The sequence below is a fragment of the Pseudomonas lactucae genome (genome assembly GCF_016937615.1).
Taxonomy (GTDB): Bacteria; Pseudomonadota; Gammaproteobacteria; order Pseudomonadales; family Pseudomonadaceae; genus Aquipseudomonas; species Aquipseudomonas lactucae.
In genome coordinates this window covers 109,129-130,858 of sequence record NZ_JAFHKI010000016.1, presented here as the reverse complement: position 1 = coordinate 130,858, position 21,730 = coordinate 109,129, and the positions used below count along the sequence as shown (strand labels likewise).

The following is a 21,730-nucleotide window of genomic DNA, read 5'->3' as shown; positions in this document are numbered from 1 at the left end:
AGCGAACCACCTGGCACCATTAAGCCAAGCATTGCCGGTGTGACCGTCGGCGGTAGCGTCAATTTATCGGTTTTCATGGCGTATACCGCGATCACATAGTTGTGGGTTTGCCCTTCGGGTGGGCAGGCACCCAGATAGCCGGGCATACCGTTGTCACCGCGTATCTGCAGCGTACCGGCGGGCAATGTACCACCGACGCTACCTGCGCCTTCCTTCAGTTCATTGACGGTTGCAGGCACGTTAGCCAGCACCCAATGCCACCAACCCGAGCCCGTCGGTGCATCTGGATCATACAGGGTTACTACAAAGCTCTGGGTGTCCGGCGGGGCACCGCTCCAGGAAATCTCAGGGGAGAGGTTCTTGCCGGTGCAGCCGAACACATTGGCAAATTGACGCTGTTGAAAATGCCCGTCCTGGACACTGCTGCTTTGCACCGTGAACGACTGGGCTTGTGCAGTGGCAGCGATGAGTGAAAGGGCAAAAAGGCCCGCGGCGACACATGGGTATTTCATACCGACTCCTCTTGGTTTGGAGTGGTTAGTCTGGCGTGCCTGGTCAGCCAAGACTGTTTGCCAGCGCTCGATTTTCGTCGCAATCCAGTCAATATGCCAGGATCGTATGAGGCTTCAAGAGCGGTCGAGAGCGTCATCAAACAGGCTCTGCAAACTGCGCAAGCGCTTGCAAGCCTTCAATCAGCATGACGGAGGTGGTCTGGATATGCTGCTGCAACAGTTCACAGGCCTGGGTTGTATCCCTGGCCATGGCTGCGTCAAACAGTGCTTGATGTTCGCCATTAATGTCCCGCTGCGTGGCGGTCATGGCGATCGACATCGCGCGATAGCGAGCGGTTTGCTCGAACAACATCGAGCGAATACGTAATAGCCAGGTGTTGGGACAGGCACTGACCAACGCCTCATGAAAAGCATGATGAGCGCCCGTCCATTCATCCGTATCATTTTGATCAGCTCTTATGAGGCGGTGATGCGCGACTATCAGGCTTGCTTCCCATTCAAGGGTACCGCTATCCAGGGCGTGCCGAAGGCAACTTGATTCTATCTCCATACGGGCGAATGTCAGGTCGTTGAGGTCTGCCAGGGAAACGGCAGAAATGCGAAAGCCTTTCTGGGGCTCGGCAATCACCAACCCCTCGGAGACCATTCGCGACAATGCCTCTCTTACCGCTCCCGCACTGGCCTCATAACGTTCGGCCACGACTTTTACGTTGACGCGGTCTCCTGGGCGTAAAACACAGGATAGAACATCACGGCGCAAGCGTTCGTAGGTCGCTTGCGTGAGGCTTTTGGCGGGCTGAACGTTCATGACAGGGCAAATCTCTAAAAATATATTTTGTTGCAGAAAATATATTTTAGTCTCTATGATGGATTTATTCAATTCGGCGGGTTCGCTTCGCCAGCGTGGGCAGCGCCCTCGCGTTTGAGCGATGGATTTTCTCCACAGACAGACAATCGAGGTACACATGAAACTGTGTCGTTTTGGCCCGCGCGGTAAAGAGTGTCCGGGCGTCATAGATGCCAACGGGCGGGTGCGCGATCTTTCCGCGCATGTCGGCGATATCACTGCCGCGGTGCTGGCACCGTCATCGCTGGCGCAGTTGTCGATGTTGGATATTGCCAGTTTGCCCCTGGTCGAGCGCGGGGTTCGTTACGGTGTGCCCGTGGCGCATGTGCGCAAATTCATCGCCATCGGGCTCAATTACCGCGACCATGCGGAAGAAGCGCAAATGGCAATACCGAGCGAGCCGATCATTTTTCATAAGGCCATCAGTTGCCTGAACGGCCCGGATGATGAAATCCAGCAGCCGCGTGGCGCTACCCAACTGGATTGGGAGCTGGAGCTGGGCGTAGTGATCGGCAGTGAAGCCCGTTATGTGTCCGAAGCGGATGCCTTGAACTACGTTGCAGGTTACTGCGTCGTCAACGACGTATCGGAGCGGGCATTCCAAATGCAAAGTTCACAATGGGACAAAGGCAAGGGGTGTGACACCTTCGGCCCGGTTGGGCCTTGGCTGGTGACCCGCGACGAAGTCCCCGACCCGCAAAACCTGGATATGTGGCTGGAGATCAACGGTGAGCGACGTCAGACCGGGAATTCGAAAACCATGATTTTTACCGTGTCTCAAATCGTGGCGTACTGCAGCCGCTACATGACATTGCAGCCGGGCGATGTGATCTGTACGGGCACGCCACCGGGTGTGGGAATGGGCATGAAGCCGCTGCCGCAGTGGCTGTCACCGGGTGATGAAATCCACCTGTGGATTGATGGGCTTGGCGAGCAGCGGCAAAGGGTTGTATCGGCCGTTTAAACCCGACAATCATTGACGTGCTGCGAGCGTCCCGTCGACGCCGCAGCGCACGTCGATGGGACTCCTCATCTGGGTGTCTAGAGCTTGAACTGCTTGGTTAGATGGCTGAGATCGTTGGCCAGCTTCGTCAGTTCAGCGGTGGCAATTGCCGTCTGACTTGATCCTTCCGATGCTTCGCTGGACAAATCCCGAATACTGACGAGGTTGCGATCCACTTCGCGCGCGACTTGGGCCTGTTCCTCTGCCGCGGTGGCAATCATCAGGTTTCGCTCGTTGATTTGACTCAACGAGTCGGTGATCTCGCCGAGCACCTTACCTGCGCTATTGGCCATTTCGAGTGTCTGCCTGGCTTGGAGGCTTGTTTGACTCATCGATGTCACCGCGTTGCCTGTGCCTGCCTGGATTGAATCGACCATGTGCTCAATTTCCTGTGTGGATTTTTGAGTGCGATGGGCCAAGGCTCTGACTTCATCAGCGACGACCGCAAAGCCACGACCGGCTTCGCCGGCACGCGCAGCTTCAATGGCCGCGTTCAAGGCCAATAAATTGGTCTGCTCTGCAATCCCTCGGATGACATCCAGCACCTTGCTTATATCGGTTGCCATGGTTGCCAAGGCTTGCACTTCACCTGAGGTGCTTTGGACGTTGGAGACCATGAGGTTGATGGCCGCGACCGTTTCGTTAACCTGGTTACGACCTGCGATAGCGGCTGAGCTCGATTGTGAGGTCAGCACGGAGGTGGACGCGGCATTGCCTGCGACTTCTTCCACGGCTGCGCTCATTTCAGTGACTGCGGTGGCGGCCATTTCAATTTCATGATTTTGACGTTGAATGGTCCGCGAAGCACCCTCCGTCACGGCATGCATTTCTTCGGAGGTCGCGGCCAACTGGGTGGAGGAATCCCCTATCAGTGCCAGGGCATCACGTAAGTTTGACTGCATCGCGGCGATTGCTTTTACCAGTTGTGCCGCCTCGTCAGAACCTGTCGCATTGAAGTCTTGGCTCAGATCATTCGCAGCAATACGGCGGGCAATCACCAATGATTCATTAATAGGCACCGTCAGGCTTCGGGTGTAAAGCCAAGCCAAGAGTAACGAAGCCGCCACCGAAACAACCAAGAAAACGCCTACCATTATTTGGGTTTGCTGATAAATATCATCAGCATCCCGGCCCGCTTTTTTGGCTTTGTTTTCGTTAACGCTGATGAGATTGTTCAGTGATGCTTCGACACGATCGGCGGCATCTTTCATCAGACCATTTGAGATAGACACGGCTGTTTCCAATTGCTGCGCGGCCACGGCGGCGAGATACTGATCCTGCGCCTTTGAATAGTCACTTTTGGTTTCTCGCAGGCGTTCAAACGCTTCGCGACCTTGAGGCGTGACAATCAGTGCTGTTAAAGACTGCAAGTATTGATCGATGACTTGCCGCGATTGTTGGATGTCGCTGAGCGCCTTGGTTTTGCGCTCCTGAGGCTCGATCGGATTGCGCACCCGAGCATTGTTGCCTCTGATGCCTATGAATTCCCGGTCTAGTTGGCCCAGCAGTTTTACGCTGGGCAAGACGTTGGTTTCAACGTACTTTTCGGCAGTCTTCAATAACTCGGCTTGCCTTAAGGCGAGTAATCCCATCGCGATGATGATCAGGCAGAAGAAGCCAAAACACAGAGCTGAGCGGGGCGCGAGGTTCAGTTTTCGCAGGAGCATACGATGTCCTTAAGTTGAGAGTGTCCATCCGTGAAGTTAGTATCGACGATAGGTAGGAATACTTGAGCTTTGGGGGGAGGTTAAAAAGTCTACCGTTCAGTTGGTTGATGATATCGATAGGAGGGTAGGGCGTAGGATGATGTTTAAAACGGAAGTTCGGGAGCGAAAGGTCGTGTCTAATCTTTAAAGCACAGAATAAACGCGCCTGACAGAGTAGGCGCGTTTTGACTGGTCGTCAGCTTCAGATCGCTGTGGTGAGATAGCCCCCATCAACGGGCAGAATCACGCCATTTACAAACGACGCTGCATCCGATGCTAAAAACGCAATCACCTTGGCGACCTCTTCGGCACTGCCAAATCGCTTCATAGGGGTGCGTGACAGTAGACGGTCAATCCTCGGTTGATCATCGATTTTCGCCAGCAATGGTGTGGTGATCCAGCCCGGTGCCACCGCGTTGACGCGAATGTTGTCAGGCGCGTATGCCTCAGCGAGGGATTTGGTGATTTGGACAATGGCGCCTTTGGCCGCCGAGTAAGCCACCAGTTTTCCCCCGCCAAAGTAGGAGAACATCGACGCGATGTTGATGATCGAGCCACCTTGCCTGGCCAGCAGCGGATGCGCTAGGTTGATGAGGCGGTAAACCGCATTGAGTTGAACCGACAACACCTGGTTGAAGGCCTCCCATTCCATCTCCTTTTCGCCCAGGGTGCCCCCGGCGGCGGGCACCAGAATATCCAGGCGGTCGAGGCTTTGAATGACGCCTTTGAGCGCATCATCGTCGGTGACGTTAACCTCGCGAAGATCGAGCCGAACCCCATCGGCGACCACGGTCGCATCGGCACCCAAGCCGATAGCCACGACGCGGGCGCCATGCCGAGCCAAATACTCGGCGGTCGCCTGGCCGATTCCCGAGGTGCCGCCGCTGACGAGCGCGACCTTGCCTTCAAACAGAGTGCTGCTGAACATAGTCATCGTTACCTCATGAACTGAGTAAAAGTGTTATTCAAACCGCATGCTCACAGGCCCAGTACCGAGCCGATATCCAGCGCCACTTGCAGGCCCACCACGAACCCGTTGTTGCTCAATTGCGTCGCGCCTGGGTTGTAGAAATTGTCCGGGTTGATGATGTATTGGATGCTCGGTTCGATGGACAGGTTGCGAGTCAGGGCAAAATGGCCGTTGGCTTCCACGGCGTACACATTGCGCTCGCCCAATTCCGGATCGCCACCGGCCGCCGTGCGCAGGCGTTGCTGGAACTGCAATTGATGGGAATTGACTTGCAGGTAGCTGGTTTTGAGATTGAGCTTGTCCTGCGCTCGATCAAAGGGCGCCAGGTAAGTCAGACCGGCTTCGGCGAAATGGCTGAAAGGTTGTTTATTATCGGCCGCTGCTGACAGTGAACCGAATACCTGCAGGCCTTGTTGCCCGCCGCGCCACAGGGTCTGGCGAAACTTGAAGAAGCCGCCGGCGGTGCCGTGGTCGCTGGCGCCCGTCAGCGGGTCGACCTGCCTGGAAGAGTTGAAGTACGCATTCAATTCGTACTGGGTAGTGTCATCGCCGGGCTTGCTGCCCAGACCCACCAGAAAGCTGGTGCCACTCGCGTCGTCGGTGCTGAAATCCAAGCCTTTGCGCTTTTTCAGGTAATCCACCGGGTTGGATTCGAATGCACCGGCGTGCACGTAAACGCTTGGGCTCACCTGATACTTGAGGTAGCCACCCCAGGCACCGAAGGGCGGTGGCAGCATGCCGCTTGATGCGTCCAGGATCGGGTCGGTGCAGGTGACCGCCGTTTCGCAGTTATAGATGTAGAAGTAGCGCCGGCCGTTGGTCCGGCCGATGTGCATATCAAGCTGGCCATCGAGCCATTTCTGTTCGTAGGTCAACAGGCTTAGCTGGTTGCTGGCGATGTCGTTGTGCAGCGGCGCGCCTGCGAAATAGCTGCCGGCAGCACCTTGCCATTTGTTTGCGGTAGGCTGGCCGGTGCCGTTATCGAGGATAAAGACGGTCTGTTCGACATGCAGGGCTGCGCCGTCCAGGCCACCGAGCGTGGCGAGGTTAACGTCGGCACCGATATAGAGGTCGCCACTGTTGCCGAAACTGTAGGGGCGCGGGCCGGTGTCGAGGTTTTTCATCGACAGGCTGGTGAATTGCACATGGGGCTGGATGCCGTAGCCGGCCAATTGCTCGCCCAGGCCGGCCAGTGGACCTTCACGGTCCTGTGCCCAAGCTGGGGGGTAGGTAAACGCCAGGAACAAAAACGCGCACAAACGAAGAGTAGGGTGCATGGTCTGAGACTCATTTTATTGTTGTTGTGATGAGTAAATGCAGGAGCGTGGTGATCCCGGATCACGCACGCTGTGTGCAGGCTTGCATTGATCGGCGTTGCAGCACGCCAGGCGCGGTTTCCTTGAGCAGCAGGGACAGCCCTGCTGCCAACAAGGCGCCGCCGCAGGAGATCCACATCACAATCGACAACCCGAACTGATCGGCGGCGAACCCGGCAATGGTCGGCGCCACGAACCCTCCCACCAGTTCGCCAACGCCCATGATCATGCCCAGCGCCGTAGCCATGACTTCACGCGGGACGGTTTCAGCCGGAATGGTGGACATGAACAGCGTGAAGCAGCCAAGCCCGGTGAAGGTGAGCACCATCAGCATGCCGAGTATCATCGGCGAAGGCGCGAATAGCAGGGCTATCGGGCAGCAGGCAGCAACCAGCGAGAACAGCACCAGCGTCGGACGGCGGCCGATACGGTCGGAAATGCTCGGCACCACAAATCCCCATACAACCCATGCCGCACCCAGGCAGCTCATGATCGTGCCCATGCTCGGCGCGCTGTAACCGCGGACGCTGACCAGAAACGTCGGGGTAAAGGAGATCAGGATCACGAACCATGTCAGAAACACGCAACTGATCAATGTGCACAGCACGATGTTGCGGCTCTTGAGCAATGCCAGCCGGTGCCCGGTGGGTTTGGCATTAGTTGCCGGAGCCTGGTGGGGTTCATCCTGACGCACATAGCGCCAGATGAACCAGGCAATCAGCAGCCCGGGCAGCAGCGATACAATGAACGCATGCCGCCAGCCATAGGCTTCGGCCAGGGCGATCAACACCGGCGGGCCGATCACCGCGCCCAACAGACCCGCTGCCGAGCCTTGCAGCAAGCCCATGTTCAGGCCCCGGCGATGCGGCGATGACGCCTCCACCATCATCGATTGGGACAACGGCAGGATCGGCCCCTCGGCCAACCCCATGATGCCGCGAAACAGCAACAGACTGAGAAATCCCGAGACCAGCCCCGAGAGGGCCGAGCACAGGGAAAACAGAATAACCGCCGCAATCAGCAGCGGTTTACGCACCCCTCGGCGATCTGACCACGCACCGACCAATGTGCCCGAAATGGCCCAAGCCAATGCGAGCACCGAAGACAACATGCCGAGGTGGCTGTTACTCAGTTGCAGGTCTTTAGCCATGAACGGAAACAGGAAGGACAGGGCAAGGCGGTCGAAAAACACAAAACCGAACGTCAGGAACAACACGCAGAGCAGGGTATTCTCATAACTGGCTTTATTATTGTTGTGAGCCATGGTGGTTCTCCGTAGCACGGGGTTTAACGGAACAGACGGTCCACTGCATCAGCCCCCAGGCCGACCTTTTCGTAATGTTCACGGCACAGGGCAATGTAGGAGTGCACGTCGAAGTAGCCGGTGGACTCGCCTTGATCGTCGAGCCAGATCAGCGGCCCCTTGACGATGAAAAACACGCGCATGGGTTCCTCGTGCTCATAGGCCACCAGGGTGTGACCTTCGCCGGGCGTCTCATAGACGAAGTCGCCGGCCGTGGCGGTCCACTCATGCTCCAGGTAGCCCCACTTGCCCGACAGCGTGTAGGCGAACACTTCATGGGGGTGGTAGTGGCGATTGACCAGGCCTGCACGGCTGGACATCAAAATGTCGCACCAGCGGTTTTCGCTGGGGGAGATCCACAGGGGACGCGAAGAAACGGTCTCGGTGAAGGGCACGTACAGCCGCAGATCATCACTGGCGGCATTCGGCAGGTAAACCTCAGGCTTGGCGTCGGGCTTGAAGCAGTTCGCGATAGGCTGCAGGTCTTTCCAAAATTCGTTGCGGGCTAATTCGGGCATGTTGGGCCTCTGATTGTTGGAATACAGGGCCCACTCTAGGGGGAAAAACACGCGGCGATTTGATCGAAACCGACGTGATTGTTGTCCGTATCGGACGGATGTTTTCAGTTCATCGGTCGCTGTGGTTTTGTATCGGCTATTGATTGACAGCGTGCCTGGGTCGGCGGTTAATGGGGCTCTGCGGGCCCCGTAATCCGCCTTGCGCGGGGCCGAGCGGTCAATAAAAACGAGAATAATAAAAATGCCTCGATCCGCCCCCTTGCTCGATACTCAGCGTGCCAGTACCGACGACCTTCCTCAGGATCAGCGCGTGGCATTCTGGGAGCAGTACAACGCCTCGACACTGGTCGGCCTGAAGTGCTCTTCCTTCAGCGAAACCGGATTCAGCGCGCGGGAGGACAACCTGAGCCTGGACCGTCTGCGGGTGGCGCATATTGTCGGTAACCAACACGTCATCGAGCGTGACGGCTCAATGGTTCGCACGGTGCCCAAGGAGTCGGTCTTCGTATCGCTGGTCATGGGCAGCGCGTCGTTTTTCTTTCAGAACGGCAACTGCCATCTGCTGGAACCGGGCGAGATGATGGTGTATCGCACCGACAAACCTTACTTGTTTGGTTTCTCCGGCTCGATGCACAAATTCATCTTCGATATTCCTCAAGACGTGTTCGCCTCCCACTGTCTGCGCCGCTTTGACAATGCAGTGAAGATCAGCGCACACACCGGTACCCAACGGTTACTGCTGCGCACGTTGAGTGAGCGCACTGGCGGTTTTTTCGAGCGGCCGCTCAGCCAAGGGGCCGACAGCTATCAAGAGGATGCCCTCGACCTGTTGGGCACTATCATCGCCGGCCAGATGGGTAATCGCCGAATCAACGCCCTCAGTGCGTCCTACCTGTTGGCCGCCAAGCAATGCATCCTTGAGCAACTGGCCGACCCTGCCTTGAGCTGCGAGCGGGTGGCGCTTCAAACCGGGGTTTCCACCCGACACCTGGCCAGGCTGTTTGCCCTGGAAGATACGCAGCCCCATCGGTTTATTCTGGAAAAACGCTTGCAGGGCGCGTTCCGTCTGCTAAGCCAGTCGCAGGGTTGCGGGCTGGATATTGCTGAAGTTGCCTACCGCCACGGGTTCACCAGCCAGGCGCATTTCGCCAGGGCCTTCAAGTCGCACTATGGGCGCACACCCAGCGACGTGCGCGCATCGGCACAGGGCCTGTAGCTCGGGGCTGCGATGTTCATTCTCGACTGCGCGAGACGAGCCCGTGGTCCAGTGCGTATTTCGCCAACGCTGCTGGTTTGTCGATGTTGAGTTTGCGCCGAATACTGAGCCGATGGGTTTCAACGGTGCGCACGCTGATGTCCAGATCGCGGGCCATCTCTTTGTTGTTCATGCCTTGAACCATCTTGTACAAAACCTCGCTTTCGCGAGGGGTCAGTTCTTTGTCGGTGTCTTTATCGGCGATGAGCTTTTGCGCGATGTCTGCACTGTAAAAGGTGCCGCCACTGGCGATGGCTTCAATGGCCGCGATGATTTCCCTTGAAGGGGAGTTTTTCAGCACATAACCACTGGCACCGCAGCGAATGGATTCGCTCACGTATTCGAAATTGTCGTACATGCTGAGCATTAGAATCTTGAGCGCAGGCGAATGTTGTTTGAGCCGGCGAGTCAGTTCAAGGCCGTTCATGTCCTTCAAACCGATATCCACCAGCAACAGGTCCGGTTGGCACTGTTCGACCAGATTGAGCGCCTCGTGACCGTTCTCGGCCTCGCCGATCACCTCGACGGTGTCCACGATGGCGAGCAACGCTTTGATGCCGTCGCGAACCAGCGAGTGGTCGTCGACCAATCCAATACGTATGCGACCTGGCACTTTCATCAATGTGTTTTTCCTGTTTGGTGACGTCATCAAACGGTATTGTTGCCGGGTTTTTTCATCGGTAACAGGACGTCCAGTGTGGTTCTGCCTGGCGCTGAAGTCAGCTGCAGCTGCCCCTCCAAATGCTCGGCGCGCTCGCGGATATTGCGCAGGCCAATACCATTGTGGCGGCGCAGTACCTGGAGCACGTTGAACCCGACGCCGTCATCCATGATCGTCAACTTCAACTCCAGGTCCGTCGCCAGCAGGGTGATCGAGACGTGCGTGGCGTGGGCATGCCGCTCAATATTCATCAAGCCTTCCTGCAGGATCCGAAATAATGCGTCTGCCACCCCTTGCGGCAGTGGGTAATCGATGCCCTCACATTCACAGCTCACTACCAGGCCGCTGCGTTGTTCAAACTCCCCGGCAAGCTGATCGATGGCGGCCGGCAGGCCCAGGGTGTCCAGCAGTGAAGAGCGCAGGTCGTGGGAGATGCTGCGCACTTCGCCAATCGCGCTCCCCAGCCGCTGCGTGGCTTCCCTGAGAATTACCAGGCCCTTGCTCGGCTCCGGCCCCTCAAGCACATGCCCGGCCAGTTCGAACTGGAATTTGATCGAAACCAGCAACTGACTGATACCGTCGTGCAACTCGCGGGAAACGCGGGCGCGTTCTTCTTCCTGCAGGCTGACGATACGCCGGTTCAGGCGCTGCAGTTTTTTGTCGGCCAGGCGGTGCTCACTGACGTTGAGCGCCATGCCGCCGGCGAATACCAGCAGCACCGCCACCAACGCCACGACGGCAATGGCCAGCATCGTTTTGCGGATGCCCTGGGCCACTTCGTCGCGGGCCTGCTGAGTGGCGCGCTCGACATCCTCCAGGTAAATGCCGGTGCCGAGCATCCAGCCCCAGCGGTCCAGCATGATCACATAAGCGAGCTTGTCGGTGACCTGGCCGGAGGAGGGTTTGTTCCAGGCGTAACGCTGAAAACCTTCACCGGATCGGGCGCTTTTGAACAGGGCCTGGATGACGGGCAACCCGTGCGGGTCTTTCATGTCCCACAGGTACTGCCCCACCAATTCCGACTGACGCGCATGCATCAGGCTGCGACCCGCGTGGTCGTAAACGAAGAAGTAACCGTTGATGCCAAAGCTCAGCTTGCGCAGTTCCTCAAGCACTTGGCGCTGCGCCTGCTCGTCGCCTGCGCCGTCGTTATACAGCGGCGCGATCAGGCTTTGCGCCATGGCTACGTAGTTTTTCAGTTCTGCGCGTTTGCTGGCCAGGATACTGTCTTCAATCAGACGGGCTTGCTGGTCACCTAACTGGCTATTCAAGGAGATGACCAACGCGCAAATAACCGCGATGGCCAACACTAACGGCAGTATCCCGAGTGCGACGATTTTATGTTTGAGTTGCATCGCGACTCCCGTGCGTCTCAGTAAAACTACGTAGACGCCTGCGTAGTAGTGCGGATGTATTTGTTAGCGGTGTGCGCGGATATTAGCCACCGCCGCCTGGCGGACACAATTATAAAAATTATCGTCGCAGCTCAAGAGCTGTCGACAGGAGACACGCAATGAACCGTATGGCTAAACACCTCGCCTGGTTTGCCGTGGCTGTCCTGGGTGCGTTTGCGCTGAGTGTCGTGGCCTTGCGCCGTGGCGAAGCGATCAACGCACTGTGGATCGTTGTCGCGGCAGTCGCTATCTATCTGGTTGCCTATCGTTACTACAGCCTGTTTATCGCCAACAAGGTGATGCAGCTCGATCCTGGTCGCGCCACGCCGGCGGTGGTGAACAACGATGGCCTGGACTTCGTCCCCACCAATAAACACGTACTGTTCGGCCACCACTTTGCAGCGATTGCCGGCGCGGGCCCTTTGGTCGGCCCGGTACTGGCGGCGCAAATGGGCTACCTGCCCGGCACGCTCTGGCTGATCGCCGGCGTGGTGCTGGCCGGGGCGGTGCAGGACTTTATGGTGCTGTTCATGTCCACGCGGCGCAACGGCCGCTCGCTGGGCGACATGGTGCGTGAAGAAATGGGCCGCATTCCTGGCACCATTGCGCTGTTCGGCTGTTTCCTGATCATGATCATCATCCTCGCGGTGCTGGCGCTGATCGTGGTCAAGGCCCTGGCCGAGAGCCCATGGGGCATCTTCACGGTAATGGCGACCATCCCGATCGCGATGTTCATGGGCATCTACATGCGCTACATCCGCCCGGGTCGCATCGGTGAAATCTCGGTCATCGGCGTGGTGTTGTTGCTGGGTTCGATCTGGCTGGGCGGGCAAATTGCCGCTGATCCGGTCTGGGCCAAGGCCTTTACCTTCACGGGCATTCAAATTACCTGGATGCTGATCGGTTACGGCTTCGTCGCGGCGGTACTGCCGGTGTGGCTGATCCTGGCACCGCGTGACTACCTGTCGACGTTCCTCAAGATTGGCACCATCGTGGCGTTGGCGATCGGCATCCTGATCACCATGCCCGACCTGAAAATGCCGGCGTTGACGCAGTTTACCGACGGCACCGGCCCTGTGTGGAAGGGTGGCCTGTTCCCGTTCCTGTTCATCACCATCGCCTGTGGTGCGGTCTCCGGTTTCCATGCGCTGATTGCCTCGGGCACCACGCCCAAGCTGTTGGCCAGCGAAGGGCACGCCCGTTACATCGGTTATGGCGGCATGTTGATGGAATCATTCGTGGCGATCATGGCGATGGTTGCGGCCTCGGTGATCGAGCCGGGCGTGTATTTCGCCATGAACAGTCCGGCCGCTGTCGTCGGCGCTGATGCGGTAACCGTCGCGCAAACTATCACTAGCTGGGGCTTCGCGATCACGCCGGACGCTCTGCACGCGGTCGCCCACGACATCGGTGAGACCACGATTCTGGCCAGAGCCGGCGGCGCGCCGACGCTGGCGGTAGGCATCGCGCAGATCCTGCACCAACTGCTGCCGGGTGAAAACACCATGGCGTTCTGGTACCACTTTGCGATCCTGTTCGAAGCGCTGTTCATCCTGACGGCGGTCGATGCCGGTACCCGTGCCGGTCGCTTCATGCTGCAGGACCTGCTGGGTTCCTTCGTGCCGGCGCTCAAACGCACCGAATCCTGGACCGCCAACCTGATCGCGACTGCCGGTTGTGTGGCGATGTGGGGTTATCTGCTGTACCAGGGCGTGATCGACCCACTGGGCGGCATCAACACCTTGTGGCCGCTGTTCGGTATCTCCAACCAAATGCTGGCAGGTATCGCGCTGATGCTGGCAACCGTTGTGCTGATCAAAATGAAACGCCAACGCTACATCTGGGTGACTATGCTGCCGGCGGTCTGGCTGCTGATCTGCACTACCACCGCGGGCTTCATCAAGCTGTTCGACGCCAACCCCGCGATCGGCTTCCTGGCCCTGGCTAGAAAATACAGCGATGCGGTCGCCAATGGGCAGGTACTGGCACCGGCCAAGAGCCTGGATCAGATGCAACACGTGATCTACAACGCCTACACCAACGCAACGCTGACGGCGCTGTTCCTGGCGGTGGTGTTCAGTATTTTGTTCTTTGCACTAAAGGTTGGTATTGCTGCATGGGGCACCCAGGAACGCACCGACAAGGAAGCGCCTTACCAGGCGGTGCCGGATGCCTGACGGGAGCGCGCCATGTTCAATGATCTGAGCCGTCTGGGTAAATACCTAGGTCAGGCCGCACGGCTGATGGTCGGCATGCCTGACTACGATACGTATGTTGAACACATGCAAAGCAAGCACCCGGACAAACCACTGATGGACTATGAGGCGTTCTTTCGCGAGCGCCAACAAGCCCGTTATGGCGGTGGTAACGGTCAGCCGCGCTGTTGCTGACAAGTCGACCCGGAACGCCCGATGCCTGCATCGGGCGTTCCGCTTCCGGACTGTGCACTGTCAACTGCGGTGTGGCTGTTTTATGATGGCCGACTGATAAAACCTGGATGCGGCATCATGAGTACACGTTCCGACCTTCTAAGCAGCGCTGAAATTCTGTTGCGTACCAAGGGCTACGCAGCCTTCAGCTACGCTGACCTTGCCGCTGAAATAGGTATCAAGAAGGCAAGTATTCATCACCACTTCCAACCAAGGAAGGCCTTGCGATTGCTATCGTCGAGAGCTACCTGTTCCGGTTCAAGAAACAGTTGGAGCAGGTCAATGACGAGAACACGGATGTCGTCGCGCGCCTGAACGCGTTTGTCCTGATGTTTGCACAGAGCAGTCAAAACGGCTTGTTGCCGCTGTGCGGCGCGCTGGCTGCCGAGTTAATGGCACTGCCGGAGAGCCTGCAGGAGCTGACGCGGCACTTTTTCGAGATACATCTTGAGTGGCTTCAGACCAATATCGCGCTGGGGCAGTCGAACGGGGAGCTCAAGGCGCAGTTGGACGTCAACAAGGTCGCCAGGCTGATCCTGAACACGCTGGAAGGCGGCAGCTTTGTGGCGTGGGCGATGAGCGATCAGTACGAGCAGTCGTCCGGATTTGACTTTATTCTGGAGGCGATGCGCACACTGCCTAAACCCCACTGACAAATTAATGCGTTGAAAAACCTCGACTATTCGAGGTTTTTTTTGGTTTGAAAATCAGCAAGGACAGGGCTGAAAGTTAAATTGCTTGATTGATTACCTACTAGTTGGTAGGCTTGTTCCATTCCGAGCCGAACGCCCGGTCCATCCGAAGAGGAATGTACACATGAGCACTAACCTGAACGGTATCGATGTTGCCGCACTCCAGCAGTTTGCCCAAGGCGTTGCCGAGGATGCGACCAAGCGTCATGCCAGTTTTAATGTCAAAACCCAATGGAAGGGGCAGACGCGTTCCGTCGCGAAGGTCAATCGCTACAGCCTGGCTGGCGAAACCTATTCGCGGGACTTCGAAATTGCCGCCGACGAGCCAAACGAACTGTTGGGTCAGAACAGCGCGCCCAACCCGCAAGAGCTGCTGATGGCTGCGCTGAACGCGTGCATGTCGGTCGGTTATGCCGCCAATGCCGCGATGATGGGCATCAAGATCCACAGCCTGGAAATTGAAACCGACGGCACCCTCGACCTGCGTGGTTTCCTCGGTATCGACGAAAGCGTCAACCCTGGCTACGACGAAGTCAGCGTAGTGGTTCGCCTGCACACCGATGCCTCCCGTGAGCGTGTTGAAGAGCTGCATAAGGTCGTGCTGAAAACCTCCGTGAACTACGCCAACTTCTCGAAAGCCATTCGTATGGTACCGACGCTGGAAGTGCGTGAAGGCTGATTCACCTGTTTCGAACCAAAAACACTTGGCGTGCACCGGCAGACGATTGCCCTGGTGCAGCATTGACTAACTTTGAAATCCGGAGTCTGTAATGAACGATTATTTTAAAGGCAAAAAATTGTTGGTCGTCGGCGGCACCAGCGGCATGGGCCTGGAAACGGCCCGCATGGTGCTGAAGGCGGGCGGCAGTGTCGTGCTCACCGGCAGCAAGCAAGACAAGGCCGATGCGGTGCGTAACGAACTGAGCCCACTGGGTAACGTGTCGGTGATCGTGGCTAACCTGATGACCGAAGAGGGCATGCACAGCGTTCTCGAGGACATCAATTCCAACCACAGCGATATCAGTCTGATGGTCAACTCAGCAGGGATCTTTGTTCCCAAGCCGTTCACCGAGCATGATGCGGCCGAGTATGACATGTACATGTCCCTCAACCGTTCGACGTTTTTCATCACCCAGGCCGTGGTCAAGAACATGCTCGCCGCCAAGCGTGAAGGTTCGATTGTCAATGTCGGTTCCATCGGCGCTCAGGCTGCGCTGGCCGGCTCGCCGGCCTCTGCCTACTCCATGGCCAAGGCCGGTTTGCATGCGCTGACACGTAACTTGGCGATTGAATTGGCGCATTCGGGTATTCGTGTCAATGCGGTTTCCCCTGGCATCGTACACACCTCGATTTACGAAGGCTTCATGGACAAGGACGCGATCCCGGAAGCAATGAAATCGCTTAACGCCTTCCACCCGCTGGGACGCGTCGGCGTGCCGGAAGACGTGGCCAACACGATCCTGTTCCTGCTGTCGGACAAAACCTCTTGGGTGACCGGTGCCATCTGGGACGTGGACGCCGGTGTCATGGCCGTGCGCGCCTGAATACCCCTTAGCCGATGATCAAGGGCTGAACGCTGGCCGCTGGAGGCTCGAATGTCTGTGACGACAAAAGCCGCGCTGTTGAATGCCGCGCAGATACACATGCGTTCCAAAGGCTATTCAGCGTTCAGCTATGCCGATCTTGCGGCGCAGATCGGCATCCGCAAGGCCAGTATTCACCATCACTTTCCCACCAAGGAGTGCCTGGGGGCAGAGCTGATCAAGGACTACATCCAGCGCTTTGAAGAGACGCTGGTCGCGATTGAGGCCATGCATGCCGATCCGCTGTTGCGACTGCGTGGTTTTTCTCAGCTTTTCGTGATCAGCGCCAACGAGGGGCTTTTGCCGCTGTGCGGCGCATTGGCCGCGGAAATGGCGGTATTGCCGCTGTCTCTGCAGGGGCTCACTCGGTGCTTCTTCGAGTCTCAACTCCATTGGCTGCAAGGCACGCTCAGTGATGCCGCCCGCCAGCATCACTGGGTGCTGGATAAACCTCTGGAGGTCTACGCCGCTATGTTGCTGGGAGCGCTTGAGGGCGCCAGCCTCATTAATTGGGCATTGAGCGGATCAAACGATCCCTTGTCGGGTTTCAACCATTTACTTGAAACACTTGCAACGCGGTCTTCACTTATTTGTGCAGGATGACTTATGCAAACCCCTACGAAAAAGTACGTCGTCGATATCTGGTCCGACTTCGTTTGCCCCTGGTGCTGGATTGCCAAGCGCCGTTTTGAAAAAGCGCTGGAGCACAGTTCTCCGACAAGGACAGTGTTCAAGTCAATGTCAGAGCTTATCGTCTAGCCGCCAATCAGGCCCCGGAGCCCATGGTCGCGGCGCTCAAGCGCAAGCTCGGCAATCCTCATTCCGCCGATGCGATGATGGATACCGTCACCAAATACGGACGGTCCGACGGGTTGGAATATCGTTTTGGCACCATGTTGTTCGGCGATACCGCTGACGCCCACATTCTGGTCAAGTCGGTACAGGACCCCGTGGTGAAAAAGCGGCTCGTAGAGAAGCTGTATGAACAGAGCACTACGTACGGCAAGTCATTGTTCGATCGCACCAGCCTGGCGGCCATTGCCAAAGCGGCGGGTGTATCGGATGAGTCAATCGAACAAGCGTGGTCGTCGCCTGAACTGCGCGTAGAGATGGAAGAGGACGAACATTTCGCCGCGCAATTGGGCTCTGGCGTGCCGTTGTTTGTCTTTAATAGCGCGTTCACTGTCGCCGGCGCTCAGCCTGAGGCGGCGTTCCTTGAGGCGCTGAACAAGATGCAGGAGAAGGCACGGGTCGATGAGGGCGCGTTTATTGGCCAGGTCTGCGGCATCGACGGCTGCAAAATTTGACTGGCAACGTGGCGCGGCCTCACAAGAGGTAGCGCTCAATGAGGTGCTGATGAACCGTATCGTTGAATTGAGTGCCCCACAGTTCGCTCGCTTTGTTGCCAAAGGCAGCAGTGTTGTGTTGTTTTCGGCGTCTTGGTGCAAGCCGTGCCAGGAGATGAAGTCTGTATTCCATGCGCTGGAAGACAAGCTCCACGCCCTGGCTGCCTTTGGGAAAGTCGACGTCGCCGTCTCGCCCACCATCGCGCAGATGTATGGCATTCGCGCCGTACCGTCCCTGGCGGTGTTTCACCAGGGACGGTTGCTGCGCGTCATGCCTGGCTCACGTTCAGTCGCCGCCCTGAAGAAAGCCGTACTGGCGGAGCTGGAAGAGGCTCGCTGATCGAGTCTAGTCCGCCTGGTGTGCTCGCGTTGCCGATTGGGGCTTGCCAGGCCCGTTATCGATAGGATGGGCGCGGTCCTCATTGAAGATGTCCGTCAGCATCGCATTGGCGCGTTTATAAGCATCATATTGGTACTCGGTGTCTTCTTGCGGTTGCGCGGCCATTTCCTCAAGCATCGCCAGATTCAGGCGGCGAAACCGATCCGCGCGCTCACGGGCTTCGTAACGCCCCACACCCAGTTGTTCCAGCGCTCTGCGTCCCAGCGCCAGCGCGCTCTCGAAGGTTTCCCGCTCGACCGCTCCGATACCCATCCGGCGCAACATAATTATGTGTCCCATGTCGCGGGCGCGCACCACCAGTTTCAAGGACGGGAAATGCTCCTGGGCCAACCGGGTCAGCGTCAGGTTGTCGTCCGTGTCGTCAATCGCGTTGATCAGCACCAAGGCCTGGTCGGCTCCAGCGGCATGCAATAAATCGAGGCGTGTTGCGTCCCCGTAAAACACCTTGACCCCAAATTTGCGTAACGTTTCAATGTGGTCGGGATCGTGATCGAGCACGACGACTTCAAACCCGCACGACATCAAGAGACGCCCCGCGACCTGGCCGAAGCGACCAAAACCCGCAATGATCACGCGAGGATTGTGCTGGTCGATGGTGTCCGCCGGCTGATCGTTGCCTTTGTTCGCCGATTCCAGGCGGTTGAGCACAATGATCAGCAGCGGTGTGACGCACATGGACAACGCCACCGCCAGGGTCAGGCTTTTGCCCCACGGGTCGACCAAGACGCCCGCCACGGTAGCCGCGCCGAAAACCACGAAGGCGAACTCACTGCCCTGGCCGAGAAACACGGCCTGCCAGGATCGTTGCTCTGCAGGGACATTCAGAAAGCGTCCCAGGAATTTAATCATCAGCAGTTTGATGACGATAAAACCAAGGGTCAGCGTAATCACGGTCAGCGGTGAATGGATCAGCGTGCCGAAGTCGATCGACATGCCGACGCCGATAAAGAACAGCCCGAGCAATAGCCCCTTGAAGGGTTCGATATCACTTTCCAGGGCATGCCGGTATTCTGAACTGGCCAGCAGCACGCCGGCCAGAAAGGCACCCATGGCCATGGACAGACCGGCCTCTTCCAATAGCAAGCCGAATCCGAATACCAGAAACAAAGCCACCGCACTGAAGATTTCACGCAACCCCGAGCGTGCGACGAAACGCAGCACTGGGCGGGAGACGTATTGCCCCAGGAGTACCACTGCCACAATCGCCCCGACGATCTTTGCGATGGACAGCAGCAGCTCGGCACCGGAAGGTGTGCCGCCATTGGCGGCCAGCAGCGGGATCATGGCCACCAGCGGAATCGCCGCGATGTCTTGAAACAGTAGTACGGCAAAGCTGCTGCGGCCCACTGCGGTGGGCGTCATGTTACGTTCGTTCATGGCCTGCATGGCGATCGCAGTGGACGACAGACTCAGCGTCAGCCCCACCAACAAAGCGGCGCTCCAGTTCAAGCCCAGGGCTGCGCAAAACAAGGCAATCGCCGCGCCACAGACCAGCATCTGCAAGGCGCCACCCCCAAAGACCATCCGACGCATCGCCCAGAGGCGCTTGGGGTCGAGCTCCAGACCAATGATAAATAGCATCAGCACCACGCCGATTTCAGCGAAGTGCAGGATGGATTGCACATCCGTGACCAGCTTCAGGCCCCAAGGGCCGATCAGGCAGCCGGCCAGCAGATAACCCAGCACCGGGCCCAGTCCCAATCGCACGGCGATAGGCACAATCAACGCAGCGGAGCCCAGGTAGATAAGCATTTCAATCAGGCTGTGAGTCTCCATATCAATCTTCCTTCCAAGAAGCCAGGCGGGCGCCGTATCGGCGTATTTGAGAGAGCAGGCCGTTTTGGTCGGCACCGTATGCGCCGTGTATTACCACCGGCGCCAACCAACGCATCTGGCAGTAGCTCGCGGTGGCATGCAGCGGCTGAGCCAGCACGGCAAAGCCTGGGTGATCACCGAGGTCGAAATGATCATGATCGCCGCCGGTGGTTACGGCCCAGAGCATGCTTTTGTCTTTTAGCCCGGTAGCGCCTTTGCCATAGGCCCAGCCTTGGGTGAGGACCTTGTCGATCCACAGCTTCAACAGTGGAGGGTAGCTGTACCAGTAAAGAGGGTGTTGCAGCACCAGCAGTTGTGCCTGTTCTACGGTCTTTTGTTCAGCCTCGACGTCAATATTGAAATCGGGGTACAGGTCGTACAGCGAGCGAATGGTGACATCCGAATTATTGGCGGCCAACTTGAGCATCAGTTGGTTAACCTTGGATTTATCGGGGTAGGGGTGGGCGAAAATAATCAGAATCATGGAGGTACACTCCGACAAATGTGCTGTTCCTTCAGAACGGAAAAACTCCCGGCCGCTGAGCATAGGGAGTGCTCAGCGCGGGAGTTGTGGAGTTTAAAACTAAAACCGCTTATTGACCGGCTTGCAGCTTCAAGACTTCCTGAGCCGTGATGGGGTTGCCGGCAATACCCCAATCTCCGCTCTTGACCTCTTCGAAGATGACCCAGGTGAGGGCGCGCATGTTTTCACCCTCCACCGAGACCATGGCGTCGGTCACTTTGCGAATGACCTCAGCTTTCTGTTCATCGGTAAAAACGCCTTCAATGCCTTTGATGGTAACGAGTGGCATGGTGTGCTCCTTGGGGTTGGAAGTGAGATCAAGCCTGGGTTTGCGCGTATTCCGGATAATCCGTGTAACCTTTGGCGCCGATGACGCCGTAGAATGTGGAGGGATCCGGTTTGGCCAGCGGCCAGCCGTTCTTCATACGTGCCACCAGGTCCGGGTTGGAAATGAAGGCAGTGCCGAAGGCGATCAGGTCGAGTTCGCCCTTTTCCAACTCCTGGTCGGCGAGGTCCTGGGTAAAGCCGCCGGCGCCGATGAGGGTGCCGCGATAAGTCTCGCGGAATGCTGCGCCGAAGCCTTCAGGTGTACTGGCAGCGGAAATGGTCGTCTGGTAGTTAAGGTGCACGTACGCCAGATCGCGTTCGTTCAACGCCGACCCCACGCTCATCCAGGCCTCGGCCTCGCCGTCAAAGGCCTCCATGTCGTAGATCCGACCGAAGGGTGAAACCCGTACACCGACTTTCTCTGCGCCGATTTCGGCGGCCAGTGCATCGACGGTCTCCAACAGTAGGCGCTGGCGATTGGCGATGGAGCCACCGTATTGGTCAGTGCGCGTGTTCAGTTTGCTACTCAGGAACTGATCGAACAGGAACGCATTGGCCGCCATCACCTCGACGCCATCGAAGCCTGCATCCATCGCCCTGCGTGCAGATGCGACAAAATCCTGGATAACGCGCTGGACTTCATCGGTTGTCAGGGCGCGCGGTGCACTTGGCAGCACCGGGCCTTCTTTGCCAGGTTCGACCCAGGCGTAAACCATGGTCGTGGTGGCGGGAACGGTGCCCGACGAAACGGGCGCCGCGTTGCCCGGTTGGAGCGACACATGTGACAGGCGGCCGACGTGCCACAGTTGGGCGAAAATCTTGCCACCTTCAGCGTGCACCGCATCCGTGACTTTGCGCCAGCCTGCGGTTTGCTCATCGGTGTAGAGGCCCGGGGTATACAGATAGCCACGGGCTTCTTCCGACACCGGCAAACCTTCGGTGATGATCAAGCCGGCCGAAGCACGCTGTGCGTAATAGAGCACGGTCAAATCGCCGGGAATGTTTTCCGGAGTGCGCGTGCGGGTCATCGGCGCCATCACCACGCGGTTGGCCAATGCCAGGCCGGCTAGATCGTAAGGAGCAAACAGCTTATTCATGAGTTATCTCGATGTCGTAAGAGGGGAGTGCAG

Annotated in this window: 25 protein-coding genes; 12 read left to right on the top strand and 13 right to left on the bottom strand. The window is 57.7% G+C overall.

The genetic code is table 11. The annotated features are described in order from the left end of the window. The coding region (locus tag JWR98_RS04045) for a YbhB/YbcL family Raf kinase inhibitor-like protein (protein WP_205489350.1) at positions 1-512 on the bottom strand (512 nt) is incomplete at its 3' end. A 136-nt stretch (positions 513-648) separates the two neighbouring features. Beyond that, positions 649-1,392, bottom strand: a complete 744-nt coding sequence (locus JWR98_RS04040; protein ID WP_225908546.1) for a GntR family transcriptional regulator — start codon at positions 1,390-1,392, stop codon at positions 649-651. Between the two features lie 85 nt (positions 1,393-1,477). Here JWR98_RS04040 and JWR98_RS04035 point away from each other — a divergent pair, with 85 nt between their 5' ends. Further along, positions 1,478-2,323, top strand: a complete 846-nt coding sequence (locus tag JWR98_RS04035) for a fumarylacetoacetate hydrolase family protein (RefSeq protein WP_205489349.1) — start codon at positions 1,478-1,480, stop codon at positions 2,321-2,323. Between the two features lie 77 nt (positions 2,324-2,400). Here the strand turns inward: JWR98_RS04035 and JWR98_RS04030 are convergent, their stop codons facing one another. The 5 genes from JWR98_RS04030 to JWR98_RS04010 all read right to left on the bottom strand — a co-directional run bounded on the left by JWR98_RS04030 (position 2,401) and on the right by JWR98_RS04010 (position 8,175). Further along, positions 2,401-4,029, bottom strand: a complete 1,629-nt coding sequence (locus tag JWR98_RS04030) for a methyl-accepting chemotaxis protein (RefSeq protein WP_205489348.1) — start codon at positions 4,027-4,029, stop codon at positions 2,401-2,403. Between the two features lie 241 nt (positions 4,030-4,270). Continuing rightward, on the bottom strand, positions 4,271-5,002 hold the full coding sequence (locus JWR98_RS04025; protein WP_205489347.1) for an SDR family NAD(P)-dependent oxidoreductase: 732 nt from the start codon (positions 5,000-5,002) through the stop codon (positions 4,271-4,273). Positions 5,003-5,046: 44 nt separating this feature from the next. Continuing rightward, positions 5,047-6,315: a carbohydrate porin gene (locus tag JWR98_RS04020; RefSeq protein ID WP_205489346.1), complete on the bottom strand. Its 1,269-nt coding sequence runs from the start codon at positions 6,313-6,315 to the stop codon at positions 5,047-5,049. A 61-nt stretch (positions 6,316-6,376) separates the two neighbouring features. After that, on the bottom strand, positions 6,377-7,618 hold the full coding sequence (locus tag JWR98_RS04015) for an MFS transporter (RefSeq protein WP_205489345.1): 1,242 nt from the start codon (positions 7,616-7,618) through the stop codon (positions 6,377-6,379). Between the two features lie 23 nt (positions 7,619-7,641). Then, positions 7,642-8,175 (bottom strand): 2,4'-dihydroxyacetophenone dioxygenase family protein, encoded by a 534-nt coding sequence (locus JWR98_RS04010; RefSeq protein WP_053121222.1) that lies wholly within the window; start codon positions 8,173-8,175, stop codon positions 7,642-7,644. 241 nt (positions 8,176-8,416) lie between these two features. On the opposite strand from JWR98_RS04010, the gene JWR98_RS04005 reads away from it, so the two are divergent. Beyond that, positions 8,417-9,391, top strand: coding sequence for a helix-turn-helix domain-containing protein (locus JWR98_RS04005; protein ID WP_205489344.1), 975 nt, complete (start codon positions 8,417-8,419; stop codon positions 9,389-9,391). 16 nt (positions 9,392-9,407) lie between these two features. On the opposite strand, the gene JWR98_RS04000 is transcribed toward JWR98_RS04005, so the two are convergent. Further along, on the bottom strand, positions 9,408-10,049 hold the full coding sequence (locus tag JWR98_RS04000) for a response regulator (RefSeq protein WP_069787410.1): 642 nt from the start codon (positions 10,047-10,049) through the stop codon (positions 9,408-9,410). Between the two features lie 29 nt (positions 10,050-10,078). Continuing rightward, entirely contained in the window at positions 10,079-11,446 is a 1,368-nt protein-coding gene (locus JWR98_RS03995; protein WP_205489343.1) for a cache domain-containing protein, read from the bottom strand. A gap of 158 nt (positions 11,447-11,604) precedes the next feature. Here JWR98_RS03995 and JWR98_RS03990 point away from each other — a divergent pair, with 158 nt between their 5' ends. The 10 genes from JWR98_RS03990 (at position 11,605) to JWR98_RS03955 (ending at position 17,875) form a co-directional block, all read left to right on the top strand. Further along, on the top strand, positions 11,605-13,662 hold the full coding sequence (locus tag JWR98_RS03990) for a carbon starvation CstA family protein (RefSeq protein WP_205489342.1): 2,058 nt from the start codon (positions 11,605-11,607) through the stop codon (positions 13,660-13,662). 12 nt (positions 13,663-13,674) lie between these two features. Further along, entirely contained in the window at positions 13,675-13,875 is a 201-nt protein-coding gene (locus JWR98_RS03985) for a YbdD/YjiX family protein (RefSeq protein WP_078732551.1), read from the top strand. Between the two features lie 21 nt (positions 13,876-13,896). Further along, a complete protein-coding gene (locus tag JWR98_RS30045) occupies positions 13,897-14,229 on the top strand; it encodes a TetR/AcrR family transcriptional regulator (protein ID WP_425273146.1) in 333 nt (110 codons plus the stop codon). Further along, positions 14,184-14,567: a TetR family transcriptional regulator C-terminal domain-containing protein gene (locus JWR98_RS03980; protein WP_425273145.1), complete on the top strand. Its 384-nt coding sequence runs from the start codon at positions 14,184-14,186 to the stop codon at positions 14,565-14,567. Before JWR98_RS30045 ends, JWR98_RS03980 begins: the two co-directional genes overlap by 46 nt. 163 nt (positions 14,568-14,730) lie before the next feature. Next, positions 14,731-15,285: an OsmC family protein gene (locus JWR98_RS03975; protein ID WP_078732553.1), complete on the top strand. Its 555-nt coding sequence runs from the start codon at positions 14,731-14,733 to the stop codon at positions 15,283-15,285. A gap of 91 nt (positions 15,286-15,376) precedes the next feature. Next, complete coding sequence (locus JWR98_RS03970) at positions 15,377-16,150, top strand: SDR family NAD(P)-dependent oxidoreductase (RefSeq protein ID WP_205489341.1); 774 nt, start codon at positions 15,377-15,379, stop codon at positions 16,148-16,150. 51 nt (positions 16,151-16,201) lie between these two features. Then, positions 16,202-16,792: a TetR/AcrR family transcriptional regulator gene (locus tag JWR98_RS03965; protein ID WP_078732555.1), complete on the top strand. Its 591-nt coding sequence runs from the start codon at positions 16,202-16,204 to the stop codon at positions 16,790-16,792. A gap of 3 nt (positions 16,793-16,795) precedes the next feature. Beyond that, positions 16,796-16,948 carry a DsbA family protein gene (locus tag JWR98_RS30040; RefSeq protein WP_425273144.1) on the top strand — a complete coding sequence of 51 codons (153 nt, stop codon included), beginning with the start codon at positions 16,796-16,798 and terminating at the stop codon, positions 16,946-16,948. Positions 16,949-16,971: 23 nt separating this feature from the next. After that, complete coding sequence (locus tag JWR98_RS03960) at positions 16,972-17,496, top strand: DsbA family protein (protein WP_263974475.1); 525 nt, start codon at positions 16,972-16,974, stop codon at positions 17,494-17,496. Between the two features lie 49 nt (positions 17,497-17,545). Continuing rightward, positions 17,546-17,875, top strand: a complete 330-nt coding sequence (locus tag JWR98_RS03955) for a thioredoxin family protein (RefSeq protein ID WP_205489340.1) — start codon at positions 17,546-17,548, stop codon at positions 17,873-17,875. 6 nt (positions 17,876-17,881) lie between these two features. On the opposite strand, the gene kefC is transcribed toward JWR98_RS03955, so the two are convergent. The 4 genes from kefC to JWR98_RS03935 all read right to left on the bottom strand — a co-directional run bounded on the left by kefC (position 17,882) and on the right by JWR98_RS03935 (position 21,697). Then, complete coding sequence (gene kefC, locus JWR98_RS03950; RefSeq protein WP_205489339.1) at positions 17,882-19,711, bottom strand: glutathione-regulated potassium-efflux system protein KefC; 1,830 nt, start codon at positions 19,709-19,711, stop codon at positions 17,882-17,884. A gap of 1 nt (position 19,712) precedes the next feature. Continuing rightward, positions 19,713-20,234, bottom strand: coding sequence for a glutathione-regulated potassium-efflux system oxidoreductase KefF (gene kefF / locus JWR98_RS03945; RefSeq protein WP_205489338.1), 522 nt, complete (start codon positions 20,232-20,234; stop codon positions 19,713-19,715). Between the two features lie 109 nt (positions 20,235-20,343). Further along, on the bottom strand, positions 20,344-20,562 hold the full coding sequence (locus tag JWR98_RS03940) for a tautomerase family protein (RefSeq protein WP_078732560.1): 219 nt from the start codon (positions 20,560-20,562) through the stop codon (positions 20,344-20,346). A gap of 28 nt (positions 20,563-20,590) precedes the next feature. Continuing rightward, on the bottom strand, positions 20,591-21,697 hold the full coding sequence (locus tag JWR98_RS03935; protein WP_205489337.1) for an alkene reductase: 1,107 nt from the start codon (positions 21,695-21,697) through the stop codon (positions 20,591-20,593). Positions 21,698-21,730 lie beyond the last annotated feature (33 nt).